Raw genomic sequence first — 22,707 nt, 5'->3', positions numbered from 1 at the left:
TCCTTGTTATAAAAGTGGACACCTGATCAAGGTGTCCTTAATGTTTATAGTTTAACTGCTGATTTCATTTCACTTGATTTATAAGCTGCTAAAGCAACTTCCAGCGCCTTTAAACCGTCACTGCCAGTAATGGATGGTTTCCTTCCCTCTTCTACACAATTAACAAAATCCCGAATTAAGTCAAAATCCATATCATTACCATAGAAAACATGACTTAGCGATTTAGGCCCGCTCGTAAACATTCTAAAGTGCTCTTTAAACGCATCCGCTGTCACTGTTTGCTTTGTGCCGACGACTTCAATTGTTGCATCACCCCACGTTGGGTATTCTTTGAATCTTGACCAGCTCGCGTCATGTGTAGCGATTACACCATTTTCAAATTCCAACGTAAGGAGACCTGCGTCATCAATATCGATTCCATGAAAATAAGAGTCCACAATCGCATGTACTTCCATAATTTCCTTTCCTAAATACCAGCGCATAATGTCGACCATATGTACGGTATGATCTAATACAGCACCTCCGCCTGATTGCTCTTTATCGATAAACCAGCCACCAGGATTTTGGCCTCTGTTTGTAGTACGAAAAGCAACAATATCACCAAGTTCACCATTATCAATCATATTTTTCAGACGGCGCATTGAAGAGCTGAACCTTACGGGAAAGGCTATTTGTAATATTACGTTATTTTCATCACAAACATTGATCATCTCCTCAGCATCCTCAACTGTTGTAGCAATTGGCTTCTCACATAAAATGTGTTTGTTGGCTTTTGCAGCATTTATGACCATTTCTTTATGGCGGAAGTTTTCACTGCATATAATCACAGCATCCATATCCATCTCAAGAAAGGATTTTTGATTATTAAAATGCTTGGTACGATACTTTTCTGCCACTTCTTTTCCTCTATCTGAGTCATCATCAAAGATTCCTACTAATTCAACATTGGGCAGGTTCATCAAACCGTCCGCATAACTATATGCATGCATGTGAGCGAAACTCATCATTCCAATTTTCATTAATGAGCACCTCCGTTTACAAGCATACTGAAATTGTTCAAGCGGTTGACCAACCTCTGATCAACTCTATGAGCAGTAGCAATAATGGAATCTACTGAATAAGCTAATGCCAGAGCATTGTTTCCTTTTTGACCTAAGGTATGCATTGTTTCACTATCAAATTCAAGGATAGTTTTTATCCCGCTCCACTCAAGTTCGATCCGTTCATCTTGATAAGAAAATGTATATTCCATATGTGCCATTGTTCCACTGCCAAAATTGACAGTGACAATCACATGATAAGGAGCAACAGTATGATTTGTATGCTTCACTTGAATATTCTGCGTTTCACCTAATAGGGAGGACAGAACATATAAATCACCGGCAATTAGCTCCTTACTTTCATCCATGTTAATGATTCTTCTTAAACGAAAAACACCCTTAGGCTTATTTTCCCTTTCAATAACCTCAGTTATTTTTCGAAAAAATGGATAGTTTTCCAAATCGAAGTAAACATTTACTCCTTCTAAAGCTTGATCGAGTATCGTCGACGGAATAAATAGGCTATTATTTTCGTTTGAAAGAGTAGCGGGTTTAATTTCACTTGAAGATAACAATACCGTTTCATTTTGTTCTGTCTGTCGTTCAACGGAGTCTACGATGGTTCGTAATGTTGATTGATAATCAATTTTATCCAATCTGGCAAGTACAATATTCCCCATTCTTCTCCCTCCTACTGAAGTAAGTGCCTTAGCCGATAAACCGACTCTTCATTAGCTGCCTTTGCATCATCCTTACCTTCATATTCAATGGAAAGCCACCTTTGATAATCCATTTCTTTTAAGCCTTGAACAATATAAGATAAATCTACCTGCCCATCTCCGGGAACCGTTCCAATTAATTCCACACCTTGTGCTGAACGGAATCCTTTTATATCTTCATTAGCTTCTTTTTCCCGAAAGTCCTTAAAGTGGACATGGACAATTTTATCTTTCAATCGATCAAAGGCCCGTTGGGGTTCTTCATGTACTAACAAGAAATTACCTGTATCAAATGTAGATTTCACATAAGGGCTATTCACTTTTTCGATGATCTCTTCAACTTGCTCACTCTTCCCAGCTAATAGACCATGATTTTCAATTGCTAAATAAATTTTCTCTTTTTCCGCGGCTTCAGCACATTGCTTCAAACCGTCAACAATCCATCCCTGGCCATCCTCATAGGTTAAATCATCGTGTTTGTCCCCGCAGAACACGCGAATAATATTGGTATTTAACTGCTTAGCTACTTGAATAGCATCTATTATTTTAGCGATTTCCTCTGCACGATCTTCACTTGATTCTTTCACAAAGTTATTTGTAATGTCATAAGCGGAAACTTTTAAATTATGTTTCTTCAGTGCTTTTTTTACCTGCTCTAGCTCGTCACTAATATCATCTTTATTTTGCCAAAAGATATCGAGTAGCTCGACACCATCTAATGAAATTCTATCGGCATAGTCAATAAAATCGACAGTAGACCAATTTTCCTTTTTAACAGTTGAAGCTAAACTGTACATGCTCACACTAATATTCATAGAGATCCTCCTTATTTACTAATTGATTCCTCCGAAGTAAAACATTCACAGATGACATTCCCTTTATACTTTCGTTACCTCTGAAAGCGCATTTTCATTTTTTTGGTCAGACTATTTTCACTCAACGTTTTGTGGCCTTTTCCCAATGTTGGACGGTAATCACGTAGCTTTTTGAGTGGAAAGTCTGCGACATGCCTTCCATAACGGTTCATCTCGTTACTCCATATAAAATTCATCCGGCCATTCAAGTTCAACCCCGCTTTGCCTTAATTTATTCTGAAATGCTGTTAATAACGGTTCATTCTCTCTGACTGTCTTTGGATCTGTTTTATTATTAATACAAAATCCAACTAATGCACCGCAAGCCTCACCAATATTCCACTCTACTGGATGAAGACGATAGCAGCCGTTCGTAATATGAGTTGTACCGATGTTTTTACAGCCCGCCAAAATGTTGTCAGTATCTTTTGGAATAAGAGCCCCTAACGGTATGTGAAATGGGAGCGCTTCAATATCAAGATAGGTTTTCCCTGCCATACTTGGGTGTAAATCAATACTATATGACCCAATTCCGACTCTATCCTTGTATTTTTTACCAGCGTGCGCGGCATTAAAGTCTGGCGATACATCCTGTTCGGTAACGGTATACTCTGCCTTAATTCTTCTTGATTCTCTAATATATGCAGCTTTTGCCAAGCCATCTTCTGTCGCAAAGATGTCTTTTCGAAGCTTTAATCCTGGATAGCCCTTACCCCCATCAGGCCTTGGTGCTTCGGTTTGCAGCCAGTACAATAGAGAAAGACTCAGTTGCTTTGCCTGATATACATTCTTTTCTTTCTCTGTCTCTGAAACGTCATAAATATTCCCTAAAAAGTAGTCATTTTGCGGCCAATTCATTAATGAGACATCGCCTGGCTTATATAGACTTTGATATTGATTCTTGTCGAATATTCTACGATACTCCCATAAAGGAAATCCTGTTTTTTCCCGGAATAATGTATATTTACGCTTTTCTTTTGTAATAGGGTGTGGGGCGAAAAAGCTTAATAGTCTGTTAGGCCAAATGGCTGGATAGAAATTTTTCCAAAAGTCATACATCTGAGGTTCTGGGATGGTGTGGTCTTCTCCCTCTCGATACTCCATCCCTAAAACATAGGTGAACGCTTGAATATCATTAGGATCTGCAATATCCAATCCGTGCGGTTCACCAGTGTCCCCCTTTGATTCAGCACCCGTCACATATTCCATCCCAGCTAATGGCAGTACGTCTCCCGCTTCTGTTGCATCGATAAAATATGCTGCATTCACCTGGTCCTTCGCACCCGTTTGAACATGCTCCAAGGTCATTTCATGAACAGTCTTTTCGATCTTTTTTACCGAGATTACCTTTGTGTTTATTGCGATTGTTAGTTGATTCGTCAGTACATAAGGCATTAGCATTTCATTTAACACATGCAGCGTCACACGCGGATCATGACAAATGTTACTCACCAAACCGTTTCCAGGATTTAAGATAGCTTTATCTGACTTCACCGTCATATTACGTAAATAGGTCTCTCTCACTTTGTTACGGTAATAACGGTATCTCTTTGTTGAACCAAACTTCTCTATCCACTTATGTTCATCAGGGGGAACCCCTTGGGATGTCACCTGGCCGCCTATCCATTCTGTTTCTTCTGTTAACAGTACGTTCAGTCCGCTGTCACAGGCGGAGAGCGCTGCTGCACAGCCACCTATCCCTCCGCCAACGATTACAAGCTCGGCATTCCTAACTCCCATTTATAAATAAACTTCTTTATTATTTTTTGCGGACTCATAAACAGCATTGAGCATTTTCATTACCTGGACCCCATCTATGGCAGGTGCGATTGTTTCTTTATAACCTTTAGAGCACTCAACAAAATGATTAATTTCATTTGCGAAGGCTTTATGAACATCAAATTTAAGCGTATCCAGCTGTGGTGTAACATTCAAAATTGTATTATGCTTCTCAGTTACTAAAGCTAACTCCGGCTCGATTTCTGCCCCGCCCTTATCACCATATAACTTAACATTTACTTCGTCCTTTTTTGCCTGTAAGGTGAAACTTACGTCGACAAATAGAGAGGCATCATTTTCAAAACGGATTAATGCATTTGTTAAATCTTCTACATCATTCAACTTCGGATCGTAGTCAGCAGCCTGATAGAATGATAGATTCTCAATATGGCTGCGATTCCCTAATCTTGAATACGTATTGCCGCTAACTGATACAGGTCGCGGTTTCCCCATCATGTACCAGCAAATATCAATCATATGAACTCCTAAATCGATTAATGGACCACCACCAGATTTTGAAATGTCACTAAACCAGCCCCCGGGGTTGCCCAGTCTTCTTAAACACGAGGCTTTGGCATAATAAATTTCTCCCAACTCACCATTATCAATAAAAGTCTTTAATAGCCTTGCATTATCCCCATGCCGTCTTACAAAACCAACCTGTAATACCTTTCCAGACTTTTTGGCTGCAGCTTCGATTTCTAACGCTTCCTCTATTGTCATGCTTAACGGTTTTTCCACTAACACATGCTTCCCAGCTTCCAACGCTGCTATAGCAATTTCTGCATGAGTATTATTCCATGTACAAACACTGACAGCATCGATTTCATCGTTTTGCAATAACTGCTGATAATCTCTGTACAGTTGAGTCACCCCATACAATTCACCTTTTTCATTAAGGCGTTTTTGATTACAATCACATAGTGCAACTAAATCCGCTTCCCCGTTTTCAAGATACGGCTTAATATGAAATTCTGATATCGTACCTACTCCTATAACACCAACTTTCAACATTTTATAAGCTCCTTTCTTTTATTAAGGATCTTTTAGTAATGGTTATTGTTTTTTGATTTTTAAGGGCACAGTGGAAATATACTCGGCTTTCCGCGGGCAATCTGCAAGCCTCCTCAACTCGTTTGGGCAGCTAACAAAGAAAAATTTCTTAATGGATAAGAGAACTCTTACTAACTGACTAATCGAAACTGACTTCCTTATTCTGAGTTGACGAATCATAGATTCCGTGGATCATTTTTAAAACTTCATAACCATCACTGCCATCAATTAAAGGAGTTGTGTTTGTTCGCACACACTCAATAAAATGTTCAATTTCAGCTTTAAACGGTTCGGTTTTCTCGTATAATGGAGTTGTTTTGCTGAGTAAGCCATCCTCTTCCTTAAAGATAGTAAGTGGTGATAGCGTTGCACCACCTTTATTACCAAATAATTCAATATCGATGTTGCCGTCCTGCTCTCCATTCACAGCCCAAGCAATCTCAAGTGATAATACTGATCCGTTCTTAAAGCGTATCCAGGCAGAACTAAAATCCTCTACATCAAATACATGTTCCGCGTTTAATTGTTTATTCTTTGATTCCCAGCTTGAAGTATATTTCGTTTGATAATTACCTAACACATTGAGCGTTTTTCCTGTAATTGATTGCACTTGCGGATTTCCCAAAAGCCACCAGGCCAAATCAAGTACATGGACGCCGATATCCATCATAGCGCCACCACCGGATAACGCTTTATTTGTAAACCAGCCCTTTGGCGTACCACGGCGCCTGAAAAGTTTTGCTTTGGCATAATAGATATCTCCAAACGCTTTTTGCTCCGCAAATTTTTTTAAAATACCCGTATCATGACGAAATCGATGGGTCATTCCCACCATCGTTAACACTTTCTTTGCTTTAGCTAACTCCAAATAATCGTTCACATCTTGTAAATCAGTACCAATTGGTTTTTCCATTAAAACGTGTATTCCCTGATCGACAGCTAGTTTAGCAATCGGAATATGGGTTTGATTTGGTGTACAGATAATAACTGCATCGATTGTAACTTGCTTAAACATCGTTTCTGCTTCTTTAAAGTAATGGGGGATTTGATATTTTTCCGCTATAGACTCCGCTCTATTGATATCCAAATCCACAACAGCCGCTATCGTTACACTTTCCGAATCGTGCAAATGACATATATGGCCCGTTTCCGCAATTGCACCAAGTCCTATTATCCCTACGTAGACATTATCCACTTTTATCGCTCCTCATTTCGAGAAATTTATCACCTTTGTTAACGTGGTTGATTTTTTATTTACTAGTTCATCAAATGCAACAGATACATCGCTAAAATTGATCTCTTCTTTGATAAATGAGCTTACGTTAATTCGTTTTTCGCTTACTAGTCTGATATATTCTTTTATATTCCTGCCTTCTGTCCAGCGAACAAATCCATATGGATAGTCATTGGCTTGTGCTTCATAAGTCTTGTCATACCTGCCTGGACCTCCTGCTCTGGAAATAAGAATTTGTGCTTCTTTGCTAAACATTAGGTTTCTTGGGAAATCCGGTTCAATATCGCCGACAATAACAACTTTCCCTTTATTCTTAATCCATTCCAGGCTTTGTGCTGTGAGTGGAGAACGTTTCCCGCCTGCACATAAAAGTACAGCATCTGCACCGTTCCTGCTGGTATCTTTTTGTATTTCGTCTTCCATGGCGTTTACAGTTGAAAATGACTTTATATTTGTTTCTTCCTGCAGCATTGTTGCCCGTTCTTCATGAAAATCATAAGCAATAACATTATAGGCCGCAGCGTCTGCAATTTTAGCAATCATTTGTCCAAGTAGCCCTAACCCGACAATAGCAACTGTTTCTCCAAATTGGAGGTTTGCGATACGCAGTGCATGGATAGCGATTGCACCTATACCGGCAAGAGCCGCTTCCTTGGGTTCAACATTAGAAGGAACTTTAGCATAAAGGGTTTTCGGAACTAATAAGTACTCTGAATGCTGCACATACGGAGCACCATAAACAGCAACCAAATCACCAACTTTCACATCGGTGATATCACTCCCACACTCCTCGACAACTCCCATTGCACTGTAGCCTAAGGTGATTTTTTTATCAGTACTATTTTCGATGATTGTTAATTCGGTACCTGGAGAAATAATAGAGTACATAGTCTTTATTAATAAATGGGAAGGTTTTACTACAGGTGGATCAGCCTCAACTATCTCAACTTGTTTGTTTTTCGCAATAACTTTTTGCATATTCCTTTGCTCCTTCCATGACACTTCTAGCAGCTGCTAATTACTTTGCAAACCACTTCAGAAGATTCTCTGCCACAAATTCATCATCACGTAAATGCGGGTATGCTGCATATACACGGTCTATTTCATCCATTTGGTTAGGTCCTAATTCTTCTTTTTCCAATAAACACCATCGACCTTGCAGCAGACCTTGTCTAGCTAACACTTCATTAATCCCCGCAATACTTCCTTTAAAGTGATTGTTAGCATCAAAAAAGGCTGCATTTGCATCGGTAATTTCTTGTGCCAATGTTAAAAACTCACTTGGGATGTAGTCATTGGATTGCACCCTTTTAATTTCACTAAATAACTCTACTGCCTTCTTAGTCCAAACTGACCAGTGTCCTAATAAACCTCCGACAATCTTCTTTTCTACTATTTTCCCCTCTACATTTACTTTGTATGTGGTAAGTAAATCATTTACGATATTGTCATCATTTCCGGTATATAAAGCAATTTCCTTATTTCTTTGCGAATTGCATACTGCCCTTACCACATCATGAGAAAGGTATCGGTTAAACGGAGCAATCTTAATGGCATGCACATTAGTAATATCTGCAAATTTTCTCCAGAAATCATACGAAAAGACTCTTCCACCAACAGCTGGCTGCAGGTAAAAACCAAAAACAGGGATAATATCCGCTACCTTTTTAGTCCTATCAATTAATTCTTCCTCTGAAAGACCCTCCATCCCCCCCATACTTAGTAATCCAAGATGGTAACCTGTTTTTTTAGCAAATTCTGCTTCTTTAACTGCTTGATCTACAGGACCACAAATGCCAGCAATCTTAATAAATGAATCTTCTACCTGTGCTCTCTCCATTTCTTCATTCGCAAGCGCTAACACCTTTTCAAATAAATCAAACGCAGGATCACGAATCTCAAACTGGGTTGTATGTACCCCAACAGCAAGCCCCCCTACTCCCGCATCTATATAATACCTGGTCAGCGCTCGCTGGCTTTGCTCGTCAAGTTCCCTGTCTTCAGTTAAAGCTAATGGATGGGCTGGTATAAATGCACCTTCATGCAGATAATTTTTCACGGATGTTTTTAACATTAAAATGCCCCTTGTCGCTCTTGGAAATGAGTTGGTTTATCGTATGTAGAACCATCATTCATTAGCCAGTCTGCCGTCATATCAATCATTTGCTGGATAGTCACTTTTGGATATCCAAACAATTTATGTGCTTTAGAAGCGTTATTTAATAAAGCAGTGGGATTTTCCTCATTATAGAAGTTGGCATCTTTATCAAAACGTTTGGCAAATTCTTCAGCAAGCCAGCGAACGGATACTGTTTCCGGACCAGTGGCATTTAATATTTTCGGCGGGGCTTCCGTGTGTAATAATGATCGAACAGCATACTCATTTGCATCACCCTGCCAAATGACATTGACATTTCCCATTTCAAGATCAATGGACTGCTCATCATAAACTTGTTTCGCAATCTCAAGTAACACACCATATCGAAGGTCAATTGCATAATTTAATCTAAATAACAGCATCGGTGTTTTATTTTTGTGGGAAAAATGGGTGAGTACACGTTCCCTCCCTAAGCAAGATTGGGCATATTCCCCAACTGGATTAACAGGTGTATCCTCAGAGCAGTTACTGCTTAATACATTTACGAAGGGGTATACATTCCCAGTCGAAAATGCCACCATCCGTGAATCGGAAAACTTTTCAGCAAGCCTCCCAGGTAAGTATGCATTCATAGCCCAGGTGAAGTGTTCGTTTCCGACCGTTCCAAACTTATTCCCGGCCATATAGATAACATTTTTAACATTTGGAAGTGATCGGAGATCGGACTCATTTAACAAATCAGCCGAGATTGTTTCGATTCCAAAATCCTCCAGTTCTTTTTTTAATATTCCGGATGAAAACCTTGATACACCTATCACCTTTTTATTTAAGCCACCTTCATCTATGGCCCTTTTCGTTAATTTTGCTAAAGAAGGTCCCATTTTCCCGCCAATACCTAATATCATAATGTCACCTTCCAATTTTGAAAGGTCTTCAATTAATTCTTCAGACGGTGTTGTCATAAACTTTTCAAGATCTGAGATCGTTTTCATTTAACCACTCCAACTAATATAGTTTTTGTCTTTTTGATTGAAATTTCAGACAATATGTTTAATAACATTCTATGAACAGTATTATTAAAAGACAAGTCTTGAATGTGTCTTTATATAGCAGACTAAAACTTTAGCAGGCATAGAATTTTGACAATTCTGATAATAAAAAGTATTATAAATGCAGTGAGCACTAAAAGACATGTCCATATATGTGTCTATTTCAAGGAGATGATCTTATGCAAATTAATAAACGTGTTGAGGATAGTTCAGAAATTAATATTGGCATTATTGGATCAAAATCCCTCCTAGACCAAACAAAAGAAACGCTAAAATCTTTCCCAAACTTTAAACCCATCTTTGGTGTTATTAAACCTGGCACTGCCATTACAGACTTGGCAATAGAATTAATGCGCGATGTCGACGTTTTAGTGTTTACAGAGTATCATTTATACAATCTCGCCAAACAATCGTTAGATTTTACAATCCCTGTTCATCATGTTCCATTAATGGGTACCGGATTATATAAATCATTATTTCTTATTAAAAATAGTTACGGTTTAAAACGTTTATCCGTCGATACAATTGAAGAAAAATATGTTAAAAAAATACTCGTCGAATTAGATGAGGAAGACTATGAGTTTAAGGTTTTTCACAACCACTCCAAGCCTAAGTTGATTGAAGACATTATTACATTTCACATTGAAAATTATAATACTGACGGGTCAATTGCACTCACCGGAATACAGGAAGTTTCTATTAGATTGTCAGAAATGAATATACCAAACGAATGGGTAACACCAACACAACAAGACATGATTGTTTCTCTAGAACGTGCTTTACTCGCAACAAATACCCGCAGAAACAAAGAGTCACAAATTGTTTTTGGGTTAATAAATGTTGATGACTTTGAAAGAGTTACAGAAAAATATAAGTCAGAACATGATGTACAATTACTAAAATTAAACATTCAGCAAATTCTGCTTGATTACATAAGACAGCTTGATGGACATCTAACAATCCTTGGTGGAGAGGAATATTTATTCATCACTACACGCGGTATTTTTGAACGAGAAACTAGGGGATATAAATTTATACCCTTACTTCAAGATACAAATAATGCTATTGGAATAACGTTAAGTATTGGTGTTGGTTTCGGAAGTACCGCGGCTGAAGCAGGCAGTCACGCACGATTAGCATTACGTCAATCAAAAGAATTAGGCGGCAATGTCTGCTATATTGTCCGCGAAGATAAAAGTGTTTTAGGTCCAGTCGATATTACTACCCACACACAATACGAAAGGTATGATTTAGCTATTACAGATGCACAATTGTTGGAACGAGCTGAAAAAGCTGGTATGTCTGCATCTTATATGACAAAGCTAATGGCACGTGTTGCCCGCTATGGAATCATTGACTACACCGCCCAAGAATTGGCTTCAACTCTCAAGATAACGATTAGAAGTGCACACCGAATCTTATTAAAGTGGATGGATGCTGAACTAGTCGAGATCGTCGGTGAGGAAAAAGTAACGTATAAAGGCAGACCTCGCCGAATTTATCGCCTTAGTTTTATAATGGAAGAATAGTGAGACTCTTCCTCAACTCTCAGGCGCTGCTATACTGATAGCTCCCCTAGTCTTGCAGCATCAACTTGCTACCCTATGCCAAACTCGTTAGGCATTATAAATTCACTATTCTTGATAATTTCAACGGATTTTTTAGCCTCAATTCCAGGAATCATTGGTTGACGGTTCTCTAAAATAGCTGCAATTATATCAGCAATGTAATGCCCGGCATTAACCATTAAGGCAAATGTGGGCCCTCAATTGAGTTATCATGTTGATCAATATCCGATATCGCAACATTCTCAGCTTGTGGATTTGGTGCCCTTGCATTGAATGCCAAATCTAACTGACCTTATTTTCACAGACTTCATTAAATGCTTATCTTAAATTAAAACCTGTTTTCCTGTATTTCTACTTTCGTTCGCCGCTTCAATAAATCGAATAACCTCCCTGGTTTCATTTAACGATACTCTAGGGATACCATCTTTAAAGAAATCTATTATATGACCTAGTAAGCTAGCATAATAAGGCTTTTCAGAAGAATCTATATCAACATATTCGCTTCCCTTTTCAAAATGAATGACTGCTCCAAATTGCTTGTTACCTTCGCGGTTACCCCGAACAGTTCCAAAACGACCATCCTGCCACTGCCCCATAATGACATCATGTTTATCATTTGTTCGGGTAGTTACTGACTCGGATCCTTCACCCAAAATTGCAAACAGCATTTCTATCGAATGAATTCCATACCAAAAAAAGCCCGGTTGTTTCTCTTGTAGTTCCATCGGGCCAAAACAATCAGCACCTATTATCTCTCCTTTATCAGACTTTGATCGTACATCTACTAATGACTCTGCAAAGCGAAGAGCAGACGTACTCATGATTGTAGTTTGGCAGTCTGCAGCAAGTTCAACCATTTCATCAGCCTCTTCTGTCTGCAGGCTAAACGGTTTGTCGATAAAAACAGGCTTTTTATAGGAAATAATTTTACGCAATTGGTCTAAATGAACGCTTCCGTCTACTGATTCTAATAAGATTGCATCACTTTCCTCTGCTACAAGTCCAATAGAATCAGCAATTTTAACATCATAGTTACTTCGAAGTTCATTTGTAATGCCCTCAACCCGAGAGATACTAAGTTCAAAATCAGACGATCCTCCAGGAAATGCTATTACCACTTTCCCCCCTGGCACATGATATTTTTCAAAAGGGTCATTAAGTAATTTTGTAAATGCCACAGCATGCGAAGTATCCAAACCAATGATGCCAACCTTCAAGTCGTCTGACATGTTTTGCCGCCTTTCTGATTACAAACTATTCATTTATTTCAGCCCTGACATCTGAATCCCTTCTGTAAAATAACGCTGGAAGAACAAGAAAATAAGGAAAGTTGGCACAAATGAAAGTGTCGATCCAGCCATTTCCACACCGAAATCTCCTTCTTTACCGAGCAACGATGCTAAACCAACTGTTACAGGAAACATCTCTTCCTTCGTCATATAAATCAATGGTTGGAATAGGTCATTCCAGTTGGAAATAAACGAGAATGTCCCCACTGTTGCAACTACTGGGACCGACAAAGGCAAAATAACTTTAAAAAATACTTTAATATCATTAGCACCGTCAATACGTGCTGCCTCTTCCAAATCATTCGGAATATTTTGCAGGAATTGCCGTACTAGAAAGACTCCCATAATTCCCCAGAGTTCAGGGATAATTAAAGCCCAATAAGTATTGATCCAACCGAAATCTGCAAACATAATATATTTCGGGATGATTAATAGTTGCTGCGGAATCATTATTACGGCCATGAATACCCAAAATATTACTTCTCTGCCTGGAAAGTTTTTCTTGGCAAAGATATAACCCAATATGGCACAAAACAACATCTGACTAAAGACCGGAATAATGGTAATAACTAACGAGTTAAAAATCCACCTTGCAAAAATCCCGTCATTAAACAAATATATATAGTTACTAAGAGTAGGGTCCTCGGGTATCCAAAAAAGCGGATCCAGCAATGCATATTTCATATCTTTAAACGATCCCAGAGCCATAATGATAAACGGCAGGAGAAAACTAAAGGCTAATAGAAACAATGCTGTATATGTGATTGTTTTTTTCAATTTTCTAATCCCCCTTCCAGAAAGACCTGATGATTAATAGTAATTCGTCTCTTGTCCCAAATACTTTCTTTGGATAAGTGAAACAACCAAAATTATAAAGAATAATACATAGGACAGAACAGCAGCATAACTTAAGTTAAGCCCTGCGAACCCTTGTTGGTATAAGTAAAATACAATTGTCGTAGTTGAGTAGTTTGGTCCCCCACCTGTAAGTAAAAATGTTGAATCGAAAATTTGGAATGAACCGATAGTTGTAATAATTGCCACGTAAAAATGGATTGGCTTTAGCAGTGGAAAAGTTATTGTCCAAAATATTCGTAAAGGAGATGCTCCATCAATCCTTGCAGCTTCATATAATTGTTTGTCAACTGATTGAAGGCCTGCAAAATAATAGATCATTGTACTTCCGGCAACCTTAAAGATACTTAAACCTGCTAGTACCAACAGAGCTTGATCAGAATCTGCTAAAAATAATTGTGTATCTATACCAAAAAAACTTAACAGATAGTTAACCATACCTGATTCTGTACCTCGGAACAGCCAGCCCCAGATTCCGGCTATAATCACAAAGGATGTAACTACTGGTAAGAAAAAGATTCCTTTAAACACTCCTGATGCCTTAACACCTGAGTTAATGATTAATGCTAAAATCAGTCCTAGTGCCATGGTAGGCACAATATAATAAATGGAAAATAGAACTGTATTCCATATTGCTCTCCAAGCTAATCCATCATTCAAAAAGGCTATCCAATGTTTAAGCCCTACAAATTCCGGATCACCAATAACTTTCCAATCCAAAAAAGTAAGCACAAAACTGAATGCAAATGGGAATACCTGAAAAATTATAAAGTGAATTAATGCAGGTATAAGGAAAATATACACAATTGCATTCCTGTCCCATTGCCTTTTAACTCTTTCTTTAAATGGCAATTTTGGCTTTTTGGAAGATGAAGTATTATTTTTATTTTTCCTTTGATCCTTTAAAGGTGCTTTTCCGTTATTATGGGTTTCCCTTTCTTCAATGATCTTTTCTGCATTATTCAGCGTCATCACCTTATTTCATATTTAAGTTAGTAACAGAGAGTTTGACTGAAATATCGGGCAAACTCCCTGTTCCATCTAGACCTTATTATTTAGCAATTTCAGCCTCAATAGCTTCTGCTGCCGCATCTGCTGCTTCCTGAGGAGTTTTCTTTCCTTCCATCATCGTTTGAACTTCAGCCTGAATCATTGGCATTATATTACGGCCTTTTGGATGGATGACTCCAGGTAATGCATACTGGGTGTATTGCGCAAGCTGGCTCAAATACTTCTGGTCATCAAAAATATCCTTTGCAGATTCTCTTGTTGGAATATATTGAGTAACTGTATTAAATTTTCTTTGATTTTCTGCATTGGTTACTGTTTTCACAAATTCTACTGCTGCATTAGGATTGTCACTATTTGTTGGAACAACGAACATACCTGTTGTACCATATGTTACTTGCTCCTTGTTTTTAAGAGGTGGTGCAATTACGAAATTCAAATCACTTTCCTGTAAATTGGTTAATGAAATCCCTGAACCTTGTACAGCTAACATCTCTCCCGCATTCCATATTGCGTCATGATTCATAGCAGTAATTGAATCTTCAGGAATCCATTCTTTTTCATACATTTTATTGATAAACTCAAAAGCTTCTACTCCTGCAGCATTATTTATCATTATTTCATCATCCTGTGTTATAACTTTTCCACCCGCTTGCCAAAGGAAAGGATATAACGTTCCATTCATTGATCCTCCGCCTTGATAGCTATATGCATAGAATCCTTGTTCTTTAGCCGCTTTCGCCCACTCTTCAAATTCACTCCACGTTGACGGTAAATTCTCTGGATCTTTACCAATCGCTTCAATTACATCAACATTATAGAAAAGCGTATATGCTTCCTGCAGAATTGGAAGACCATATGTTTTATCTTGCCATTTTGTTGAAACAAGAGCAGTATCAACGAAGCCATCCATTTTATTGTCTTCCAAATATGGATCAAGTTCTACTAACATTCCCTCATCAGCATATTGGGGCATTTGATCCGGAATAGCATAAAATACATCTGGACCGTTATTAGCTGCTAATGCGGTAAGTATTTTTTGGTCTCGGTTACCCCATGGAATTGTTTCGATTGTTACAGTTGCATCATATTTCTCTTCATAAGACGCCACGATTTCATCCCACATAGCACCTTCTGCTTCAGCATCTCCCGTAAATGGGTGAACCCAAACCGTTATTTCACCAGATATTTCTCCATCAGTTGCTGTTGCATCTTCATCCGAATTACAAGCTGCTAATACAGTTCCCAAGATAATTATTAGTACTAAAATGCTAAATTTCTTCATGTTAATTAAACCCCTCTCTGCTAAATTAATTCCTTAAATAATAATTCTAGATACTTTAGCAAACTTGTCAGACACCCCCCTTAGAACTCCCTGCATAAATCATTTGAGTGTACTCAACCGCTTAGTCGATGAAAGCGCTGTCATATATGTATAATTAGAATGAAGTGAATGAATAGGGTGCAGGGGAAGGTTTTTGAAATTATCAGAATATTCATTGCCTTGCTTTAATTCTATGTTTATTTCCATCTAGAGACAAGTCTCTAAAGTGTCTTTAATAAAATACTAATTTCCTATTCAGAAGAAAAACCTATTTTAGAATTGTGTTGACATGATTTTTGGACACCAATATAATTGGTTGGAATATTAGAAATTTTTCGTAAAATAATATGATATACTTGCTTCTGGTATAACTGAAGGGGGAACAGGATGACATTCGGTGGTTGGGAAAAATTTAATACGGCTGCTTATTGGATGATCAAATTAGCTTACATTAACATACTTTGGATTTTATTTACGATAGGAGGACTGGTGATTTTCGGATTGTTTCCGGCTACCGTGGCAATGTTTACTATTGTTCGTAAATGGATACGCAAAGAAAATAACTTTAAGATCTTTCCTGCATTTTGGACAGTTTTTCGCACTGATTTTATAAAGACAAATGGTCTTGGTTTACTGTTTATTATTGTCGGTTACATCCTTTATTACGACTTTACTTTTCTGCAGCTAAACGATGGTAAACTATCCTATCTGCTTCCTGTATTAATTTTTATCCTTATTTCATATGCCTTGACCTTATTATTTTTCTTTCCTGTATTCGTGCATTTTGACTTGAAATTCTTTCAATATATTAAACAATCTTTTTTAATTGCCATAACCTCCCCACTCGAAACAATCCTTAGTGCTGTCTCAATTGTACTCCTATATTTTTTAATTACGCTGTTACCAGGAATTATTCCGTTATTTAGCAGTAGTCTACTGGCAATCGCGATGACATGGATTAGTTTCAGAGCTTTCAGGAAAATTGAGCGCAGGAAAGGATTAAGTTAAACAGTTTAGAACATTATTAACAGAAAGGTTTAACCCACCCATGGGGTTAAACCTTTTTTAGTGTTTCTGAAAACTTGCATTCGCCAAACTGTTGGGGCGAATACCTTAGTTGCACTTGTGCAGTAAAAATGTATATTTGCTTTCTTAACTGTTATAAACTATTCATAGGCCGTAAGTCCTGATTATCATAAGGACTCTTAAAAGACTTGTTATAGGTTGAAAATTGTCTGAAAATATGGACTATACAGATTTTGAAAGCGCTTAACAGAGAAGGCATCAGTTGTAATAGGTTAGTTAAAAGTACATTGGAGGTGAACCTGGCTGCAATCATATTTTTTAATAACTAAAAGAGAGGGTGAACGATTTGATGCGTAAATTAACTTGTTTTTTAGTATTTATGTTTTCTATTTATTTATGTTTTGCTGAAAATAATAATGTAGCAGCTGATGAAAGTAATGTCCGTGACCTTGGAACAGCTTTAAATGCTGTTTCTATTCCTGGAGGAGCCTATGGAAAGGGTCCAAATGGTGAAGATTGGATTTATGCCGTTGCCGGCGGGTCCCCCGCTGTTTTTAATGTAGTTGATGCTGAAACCGGTAAACTAGTTGATAGTTTTTCTTTGGAGGGTGCCAGTAATAGTTGGGCAGTTACAGTAGACCCCGATGGCAATGTCTATATGGGTACCTACACGAATGGAACATTGTACCGTTATGAACCAGGCAGTGACCATATTGAAAACCTCGGAACACCTCTGCCAGGGGAATCTTTTATTTGGCGGCTCAGTTCCGATAATGAGGGAAGAATTTATGGAGGAACATACCCAAGTGGAAAGGTATTCCAATATAATCCTGAAACGGGGGAGTTCCGGGATTATGGTCAAATGGTCGAAGGGCAGCAATATGTTAGAAGCATAGATATTTATAAAGACAAAGCATATGCCGGTGTTGGAACAAATGGGGCTAATCTCGTGGAGCTGGACATTAATACAGGAGAGACCAAAGAAATACCGTTACCTGACAAATATTCTGAAGCATCAAATGTTTACGATATTAGCATTGCTCGCAATAAAATGTTTGCTAGAGTCACTGGTGGAGTTAGCACTATTCTAGTATACGACTTGAAAACGATGGAAGTCATTGATGAGATTGAAGATGCGAATGGACTAGATGTCTCTTCAGCAGGACCACAAAACAATGTTTATCTAATTAGAAATGAACAACTCTTTTCTTATAATTTAAATACACTCGAGTTAAAAGCAACAGGATTTACCGATCTTTTTTCTGCTCGAGGATTCGGCTGGATTAACCTCGGCACGAAAGAATTTCCTGGTAAAACATTAGCAAGTATCGCGTGGAATGGAGACATTCGAAAATATAACCCAATTACCGGCAACACCGAAATTACACCTGGACAGATAGAAGGAGAGCCAGTAGAAATCCAATCACTTACCCAAGGCCCTAACGGAAATATATTTGTAGGGGGTTACTTTTCTGGTGGACTAGCAGAATATGATTATACTACAGACCAACTGACAGAATATAAAGGATTAGGACAAATCGAGGGTATGGTGGCACATCATGACCAACTATATATGGGAATATATACTGGTGCTCATCTTTATTCCTATAATCCTGATGAACCTTATGAACTTGGTGTTAATCCAGTAGAGCACTTCAGTTTAAAAGATAAAGAACAAGATCGGCCTTTTGCCATGGTTTCTGCTGGCGACAAACTTGCTATTGGTACTGTACCTGATTATGGAAAACTAGGCGGGGCATTGACCATCTTCGACCCAGCAACAAATAATTATTCTTTTCATCGAAACATCGTAGAAAACCAAAGTGTAATCTCGCTCGCATATAAAGACGGGTTAGTTTATGGAGGGACTTCCGTTTGGGGAGGTTTAGGCATCCAACCTACGGAAGAAGAAGCACAATTATTTATCTGGGATATGGAAAGCGGACAAAAAGTATCAGAGGCCGTCCCAGTACCTGGCGAAAAAGCAGTTTCAGCGCTAACATTTGATGATGAAGGTAATTTATGGGGATTAACGTCAGGTGTGCTATTTAAATATGACACACAAACCAATCAAGTAGTTCAAGTAAAAGAATTATATTCATTGAATTGGGATGCAGTTGGACATTTATGGCGCGGAGGATTCTTAACCTTCGATGCTGATGGCTACCTATATGGACAAACACATAACGAACTTTTCAAAGTAGATCCACAGACATTGGAAAAAGAAACGCTTGTAGATGATGCTTCATTGTTTGCACAAGATGCTGAAGGAAACTTCTACTTTGCCAGGGACCATAAACTTTATCAATATCAAAGATAATAAATGAGGAGAGATACTAAATGAAAGGAAAGTCTATTGTAAACAATTGGTTGTTAATATTGGCAGGTTTGTTAATACTTGTTTTAGCCGGAATCCCATCTCTTGTCCAAGCAAACTCGGGGCAGGAATCGTCAGAACTAGCTAACACCTCCTACGGAGAACCAGAAAAGTTAATAGCACCACTTACTGGAACTGTTAGTATCTTCGATGGCGCTGTTGGAAAAGAAGATGGTCATAACGTCATGTACACTACAGCAAAAGGGATACCTGCCAAGCTAAATGTGATAGATCTGGATAATTATAAACTGCTAAGGACAATCGCCCTTGAAGACGCAGAAAGTACATGGGCACATGAGGTGACAGTCGATGGTGATTTGTATGTAGCTACCATTGGCGGGGGGGCAAAGCTTTGGAAATATTCTCCTGAGACGAAGGATGCAGAGGTTGTCGCTACATTTCCAGGTCAAACTTTTCCATATTCAATAACATCTGACCCTGAAGGGAATGTCTATGTTGGTACCTACCCGAGTGGTAACGTTTATAAGTTTAATCCGAAAAACGAAGAAGTAACAAATTATGGAAAAATGATCAATGAGTCGTCAAAGCAATATATTCGCTCAATCGCTTATATAGACGGAAACATTTATGCCGGAACTGCGAAAGATAAGATAATTAAATATAATATTGCATCCGGAGAGAAAACTAACATTGCTGCTTCTTTAGATGAGACCGGTACTGTGTATGACATGGACAAGGTGGATAATCGCTATTTGTTTATAAGGTATAATGACACTAACAATGGCTACATTTACGACACGCAAACGCAAGAGTGGCTTGATGTTATCGTTCCAAACGTAAGAGGTTTACATGTTGAAGAAGAATCATACAATGGATCTGTGTATTACATGACACCTGATGACAAGTTCATGTCGATCAATTTGAGCACACTGGAGATAACTGACACAGGCATGAGATATGGCAGTGGCTTACGTGGCGCAGATTGGGTTGAGTTAAGTGATCCAGACCTGCCTGGTAAAAGTCTTGTTACGATTAACTGGAGTGGTAGTGTAACGATATTTAATATCGAGACAAACCAAGTGATCGAACGCCCTTCTTTAGTAGAAGGGGCGCCAGCGATTATGAATAAAGTAAAGAATGGTCCCGATGGGAACATATATATAAGTGGTACACAAGCTACAGAAGGAGCAATTTTTAATCCAATTGACAACTCCACTGTCTCTTTCAAATTGGGACAAGGAGATAGCATCCATTCTGTGGGGAATAAAATGCTATTTGGCGTTTACCCTGGGGCAAGAATTTTTGAATATGATACAAATAATGAACCTGCAGACAATAACCCAAAGCAACTGTTTCAAATTGGCGAGGACCAAGATAGAATCAGTGATATTATTAGCGCAGATGGAAAGACTTTTGTCGGAAGTATTCCTGATTATGGTAAATTAGGCGGGGCTTTGACTCTATATGATGCGACAGAACAAACAACTCCAATTGTCTACCGTAATATAGTAGAAAATCAAAGCGTGGTTAGTTTGGCCTATAAAGACGGTATTGTTTATGGTTCAACGACCATTAACGGAGGTCTGGGAATAGATCCAGTTGCTGAGGAGGCCAAAATTTTTAAGTGGGATGTAGAAAATGAACAAAAAATAGAAGAAATATCCCTCTCAATTGAGGGTATAAATAACCCTCAGACGATCGGCGATTTATCCTTTGGTAAAAATGGTTTATTATGGGGAGCTGTAGATAATATTATTTTTGCTTTGGACCCTGATACGTTAGACGTTGTAAAAAGCAAAAAGATTTACCCTGATGGAGCTCTTCATTATGCGGATTGGCAAACCGTTGACCTTGAATGGTCAAACGACATATTATATGCTAAATTTGATAACAATTTAACAGCCATTGATCCTGAAACACTTGTCAGTTATAAGATCACCGATGCAAAATCTTTTACGATTGGAGATGACGGAAACATATACTACTCACTTCCGTCTAACCGCACACTTCTTTACAAGGTTGAAGTAACCAGCGCAGGGCTTATACAGGAAATTCTTGACCGTTATCACTCCTCAGAAGACATCATGCAACCAGTTTATGCTGAATTGACTAATAAATTAGAACAAGCAGAACACCATTTAAATAAGGGTGATAAAAGTCAAGCTATCAAGCATTTGAACGACCTGCTTAAACATCTGAACAAGGAATCTATGTCAAAATTTATTTCAGATAAAGCAAAGAATATATTGAATACTAAAGTCGAAAATCTTATAAAAACCTTATCACCTGAAGATGAGTCGCCAGTGAATTCTATACCGCTAACGAACCCCGACTTTGAGGAACCTTTGACAGATGAATCAATACCTGGTTGGACATCTGCATTTCAAGAAGCGGAAGAACATTACCATGAAATTTCAGGTGAACGCAGTTTTAGTGGTGACAGTAGCCTAAAGATTGTTGACTCCGTCAGATCAGCGTCGGTTGCCCTATATAGCGACACTATAGATGTTGAACCTGGTGTCGAGTATATGGCATCAACTAGAGCTTTTACTGAAGAAGGTTCTGCAAGCTTTCTGTTACGCTTTTACGATAACGATGGTAACCAAGTCGCTAACTATGCTAACCATTTTGAAAGCATGCTCGGACAATGGGAGGAAGTTACCACTCAGGGTATAGCTCCTGAAAATGCGGTATATCTACGCATCTATGCATATACAACAAGCTATCAAATAGGGACTGTTTACTTTGATGATATCAACCTATGGACAAACCAAGAGTAACTTAGCCTAACTATAAAGAGGTTGGGACAAAAAGATAGTGGGCCAAAGCAAAAATCGAACGATGTTTCGCAATCCTTAGGATTCGAACTCGTTCGATTTTTCTTTTCATTGTTTAAGATAACCTGCGGACCCAGTGACAACTCTATTTCTTCCTTCTAACAAGGTTGGGTGCTTAAACTTGCGCCGACAGAATACTCCGCTTTCCATGGACACGACTTCAGCCTAAAGGATCCATCTTCTGCGTGCGATGAGTCGCTACCGAAGCGTTCCTTCTCCTCAGAAGCAAAAAACGGCTTCCTTCGGGGTCTTCGGACTCGTGCTCCCCCCTTTACCTGCGCTGATAGGGCTGTTGTTACTACCTTGCATGACGACCACTGCGGAAATACACTACGCTTTCCGCAGGCGGCTGGTGAGCCTCCTAGAGCTTGCACTCTGCGGGTCTCACCGAGGCCTTTCCTCACGCAGGAGTCTCCGTGGATTTCCTTCTCTGAAAATCTGCAAACTGTTTTCAGCAGTACACAAATGAAGATGGCCTTTTTAAGATTTCCTATGCTGTTATCGTTCGGTTTTTGCAAGTGAATGTATGTTATGTTCCAACCTCTTTTTTTCGTCTCTCCATTAAAGCGCCTTGATTATTAAAACCAAAATTTAACTTACATACAATGAATCATAATTATCGTCCACTGGGTTCTC

The 22,707-nt window shown here is 38.5% G+C and carries 17 protein-coding genes; 4 read left to right on the top strand and 13 right to left on the bottom strand.

Annotation, left to right across the window (positions count from 1 at the left end):
• Nucleotides 1–44: 44 nt before the first annotated feature.
• The 9 genes from BLR93_RS06755 to BLR93_RS06715 all read right to left on the bottom strand — a co-directional run bounded on the left by BLR93_RS06755 (nt 45) and on the right by BLR93_RS06715 (nt 9,769).
• A complete protein-coding gene (locus tag BLR93_RS06755; RefSeq protein ID WP_093212593.1) occupies nt 45–1,019 on the bottom strand; it encodes a Gfo/Idh/MocA family protein in 975 nt (324 codons plus the stop codon).
• On the bottom strand, nt 1,019–1,720 hold the full coding sequence (locus BLR93_RS06750; protein ID WP_093212591.1) for a hypothetical protein: 702 nt from the start codon (nt 1,718–1,720) through the stop codon (nt 1,019–1,021). The genes BLR93_RS06755 and BLR93_RS06750 overlap by 1 nt, the downstream gene beginning before the upstream one ends.
• Before the next feature lie 11 nt (nt 1,721–1,731).
• Nucleotides 1,732–2,574 (bottom strand): sugar phosphate isomerase/epimerase family protein, encoded by an 843-nt coding sequence (locus BLR93_RS06745; protein WP_093212589.1) that lies wholly within the window; start codon nt 2,572–2,574, stop codon nt 1,732–1,734.
• Between the two features lie 216 nt (nt 2,575–2,790).
• Nucleotides 2,791–4,353, bottom strand: a complete 1,563-nt coding sequence (locus BLR93_RS06740; RefSeq protein ID WP_093212587.1) for an FAD-dependent oxidoreductase — start codon at nt 4,351–4,353, stop codon at nt 2,791–2,793.
• On the bottom strand, nt 4,354–5,406 hold the full coding sequence (locus BLR93_RS06735) for a Gfo/Idh/MocA family protein (protein ID WP_093212585.1): 1,053 nt from the start codon (nt 5,404–5,406) through the stop codon (nt 4,354–4,356).
• Nucleotides 5,407–5,584: 178 nt separating this feature from the next.
• A complete protein-coding gene (locus tag BLR93_RS06730) occupies nt 5,585–6,640 on the bottom strand; it encodes a Gfo/Idh/MocA family protein (RefSeq protein WP_093212583.1) in 1,056 nt (351 codons plus the stop codon).
• A gap of 12 nt (nt 6,641–6,652) precedes the next feature.
• Nucleotides 6,653–7,657, bottom strand: a complete 1,005-nt coding sequence (locus BLR93_RS06725; RefSeq protein ID WP_093212581.1) for a zinc-dependent alcohol dehydrogenase — start codon at nt 7,655–7,657, stop codon at nt 6,653–6,655.
• 40 nt (nt 7,658–7,697) lie between these two features.
• The gene (locus tag BLR93_RS06720) at nt 7,698–8,753 is read right to left on the bottom strand and encodes a dihydrodipicolinate synthase family protein (RefSeq protein WP_093212579.1); all 1,056 of its coding nucleotides are present in this window, start codon (nt 8,751–8,753) and stop codon (nt 7,698–7,700) included.
• Nucleotides 8,753–9,769 carry an NAD-dependent epimerase/dehydratase family protein gene (locus tag BLR93_RS06715; RefSeq protein ID WP_093212577.1) on the bottom strand — a complete coding sequence of 339 codons (1,017 nt, stop codon included), beginning with the start codon at nt 9,767–9,769 and terminating at the stop codon, nt 8,753–8,755. The genes BLR93_RS06720 and BLR93_RS06715 overlap by 1 nt, the downstream gene beginning before the upstream one ends.
• Nucleotides 9,770–10,005: 236 nt before the next feature.
• Between BLR93_RS06715 and BLR93_RS06710 the strand changes: the two genes are divergently transcribed.
• A complete protein-coding gene (locus tag BLR93_RS06710; RefSeq protein WP_093212575.1) occupies nt 10,006–11,355 on the top strand; it encodes a GGDEF domain-containing protein in 1,350 nt (449 codons plus the stop codon).
• Between the two features lie 362 nt (nt 11,356–11,717).
• Here BLR93_RS06710 and BLR93_RS06705 read toward each other — a convergent pair whose 3' ends face one another.
• The 4 genes from BLR93_RS06705 to BLR93_RS06690 all read right to left on the bottom strand — a co-directional run bounded on the left by BLR93_RS06705 (nt 11,718) and on the right by BLR93_RS06690 (nt 15,831).
• Nucleotides 11,718–12,623: a Gfo/Idh/MocA family protein gene (locus tag BLR93_RS06705; protein WP_093212573.1), complete on the bottom strand. Its 906-nt coding sequence runs from the start codon at nt 12,621–12,623 to the stop codon at nt 11,718–11,720.
• Between the two features lie 33 nt (nt 12,624–12,656).
• Entirely contained in the window at nt 12,657–13,460 is an 804-nt protein-coding gene (locus BLR93_RS06700) for a carbohydrate ABC transporter permease (protein ID WP_093212571.1), read from the bottom strand.
• A gap of 33 nt (nt 13,461–13,493) precedes the next feature.
• Entirely contained in the window at nt 13,494–14,510 is a 1,017-nt protein-coding gene (locus tag BLR93_RS06695; protein WP_093212569.1) for a carbohydrate ABC transporter permease, read from the bottom strand.
• A gap of 79 nt (nt 14,511–14,589) precedes the next feature.
• Nucleotides 14,590–15,831, bottom strand: a complete 1,242-nt coding sequence (locus BLR93_RS06690; protein WP_093212567.1) for a sugar ABC transporter substrate-binding protein — start codon at nt 15,829–15,831, stop codon at nt 14,590–14,592.
• A 426-nt stretch (nt 15,832–16,257) separates the two neighbouring features.
• Between BLR93_RS06690 and BLR93_RS06685 the strand changes: the two genes are divergently transcribed.
• The 3 genes from BLR93_RS06685 (at nt 16,258) to BLR93_RS06675 (ending at nt 22,014) form a co-directional block, all read left to right on the top strand.
• Nucleotides 16,258–16,878, top strand: coding sequence for a YesL family protein (locus BLR93_RS06685; protein ID WP_093212565.1), 621 nt, complete (start codon nt 16,258–16,260; stop codon nt 16,876–16,878).
• A gap of 367 nt (nt 16,879–17,245) precedes the next feature.
• Nucleotides 17,246–19,216, top strand: coding sequence for a hypothetical protein (locus BLR93_RS06680; RefSeq protein ID WP_093212563.1), 1,971 nt, complete (start codon nt 17,246–17,248; stop codon nt 19,214–19,216).
• Nucleotides 19,217–19,236: 20 nt separating this feature from the next.
• Nucleotides 19,237–22,014: an FIMAH domain-containing protein gene (locus tag BLR93_RS06675; protein ID WP_093212561.1), complete on the top strand. Its 2,778-nt coding sequence runs from the start codon at nt 19,237–19,239 to the stop codon at nt 22,012–22,014.
• The last annotated feature ends 693 nt before the right edge of the window (nt 22,015–22,707 follow it).

Source organism: Sediminibacillus albus, assembly GCF_900101125.1.
Taxonomy (GTDB): Bacteria; Bacillota; Bacilli; order Bacillales; family Amphibacillaceae; genus Sediminibacillus; species Sediminibacillus albus.
The sequence above is the reverse complement of the archived record's forward strand: the minus strand, read 5'-3'. Positions and strand labels throughout refer to the sequence as shown.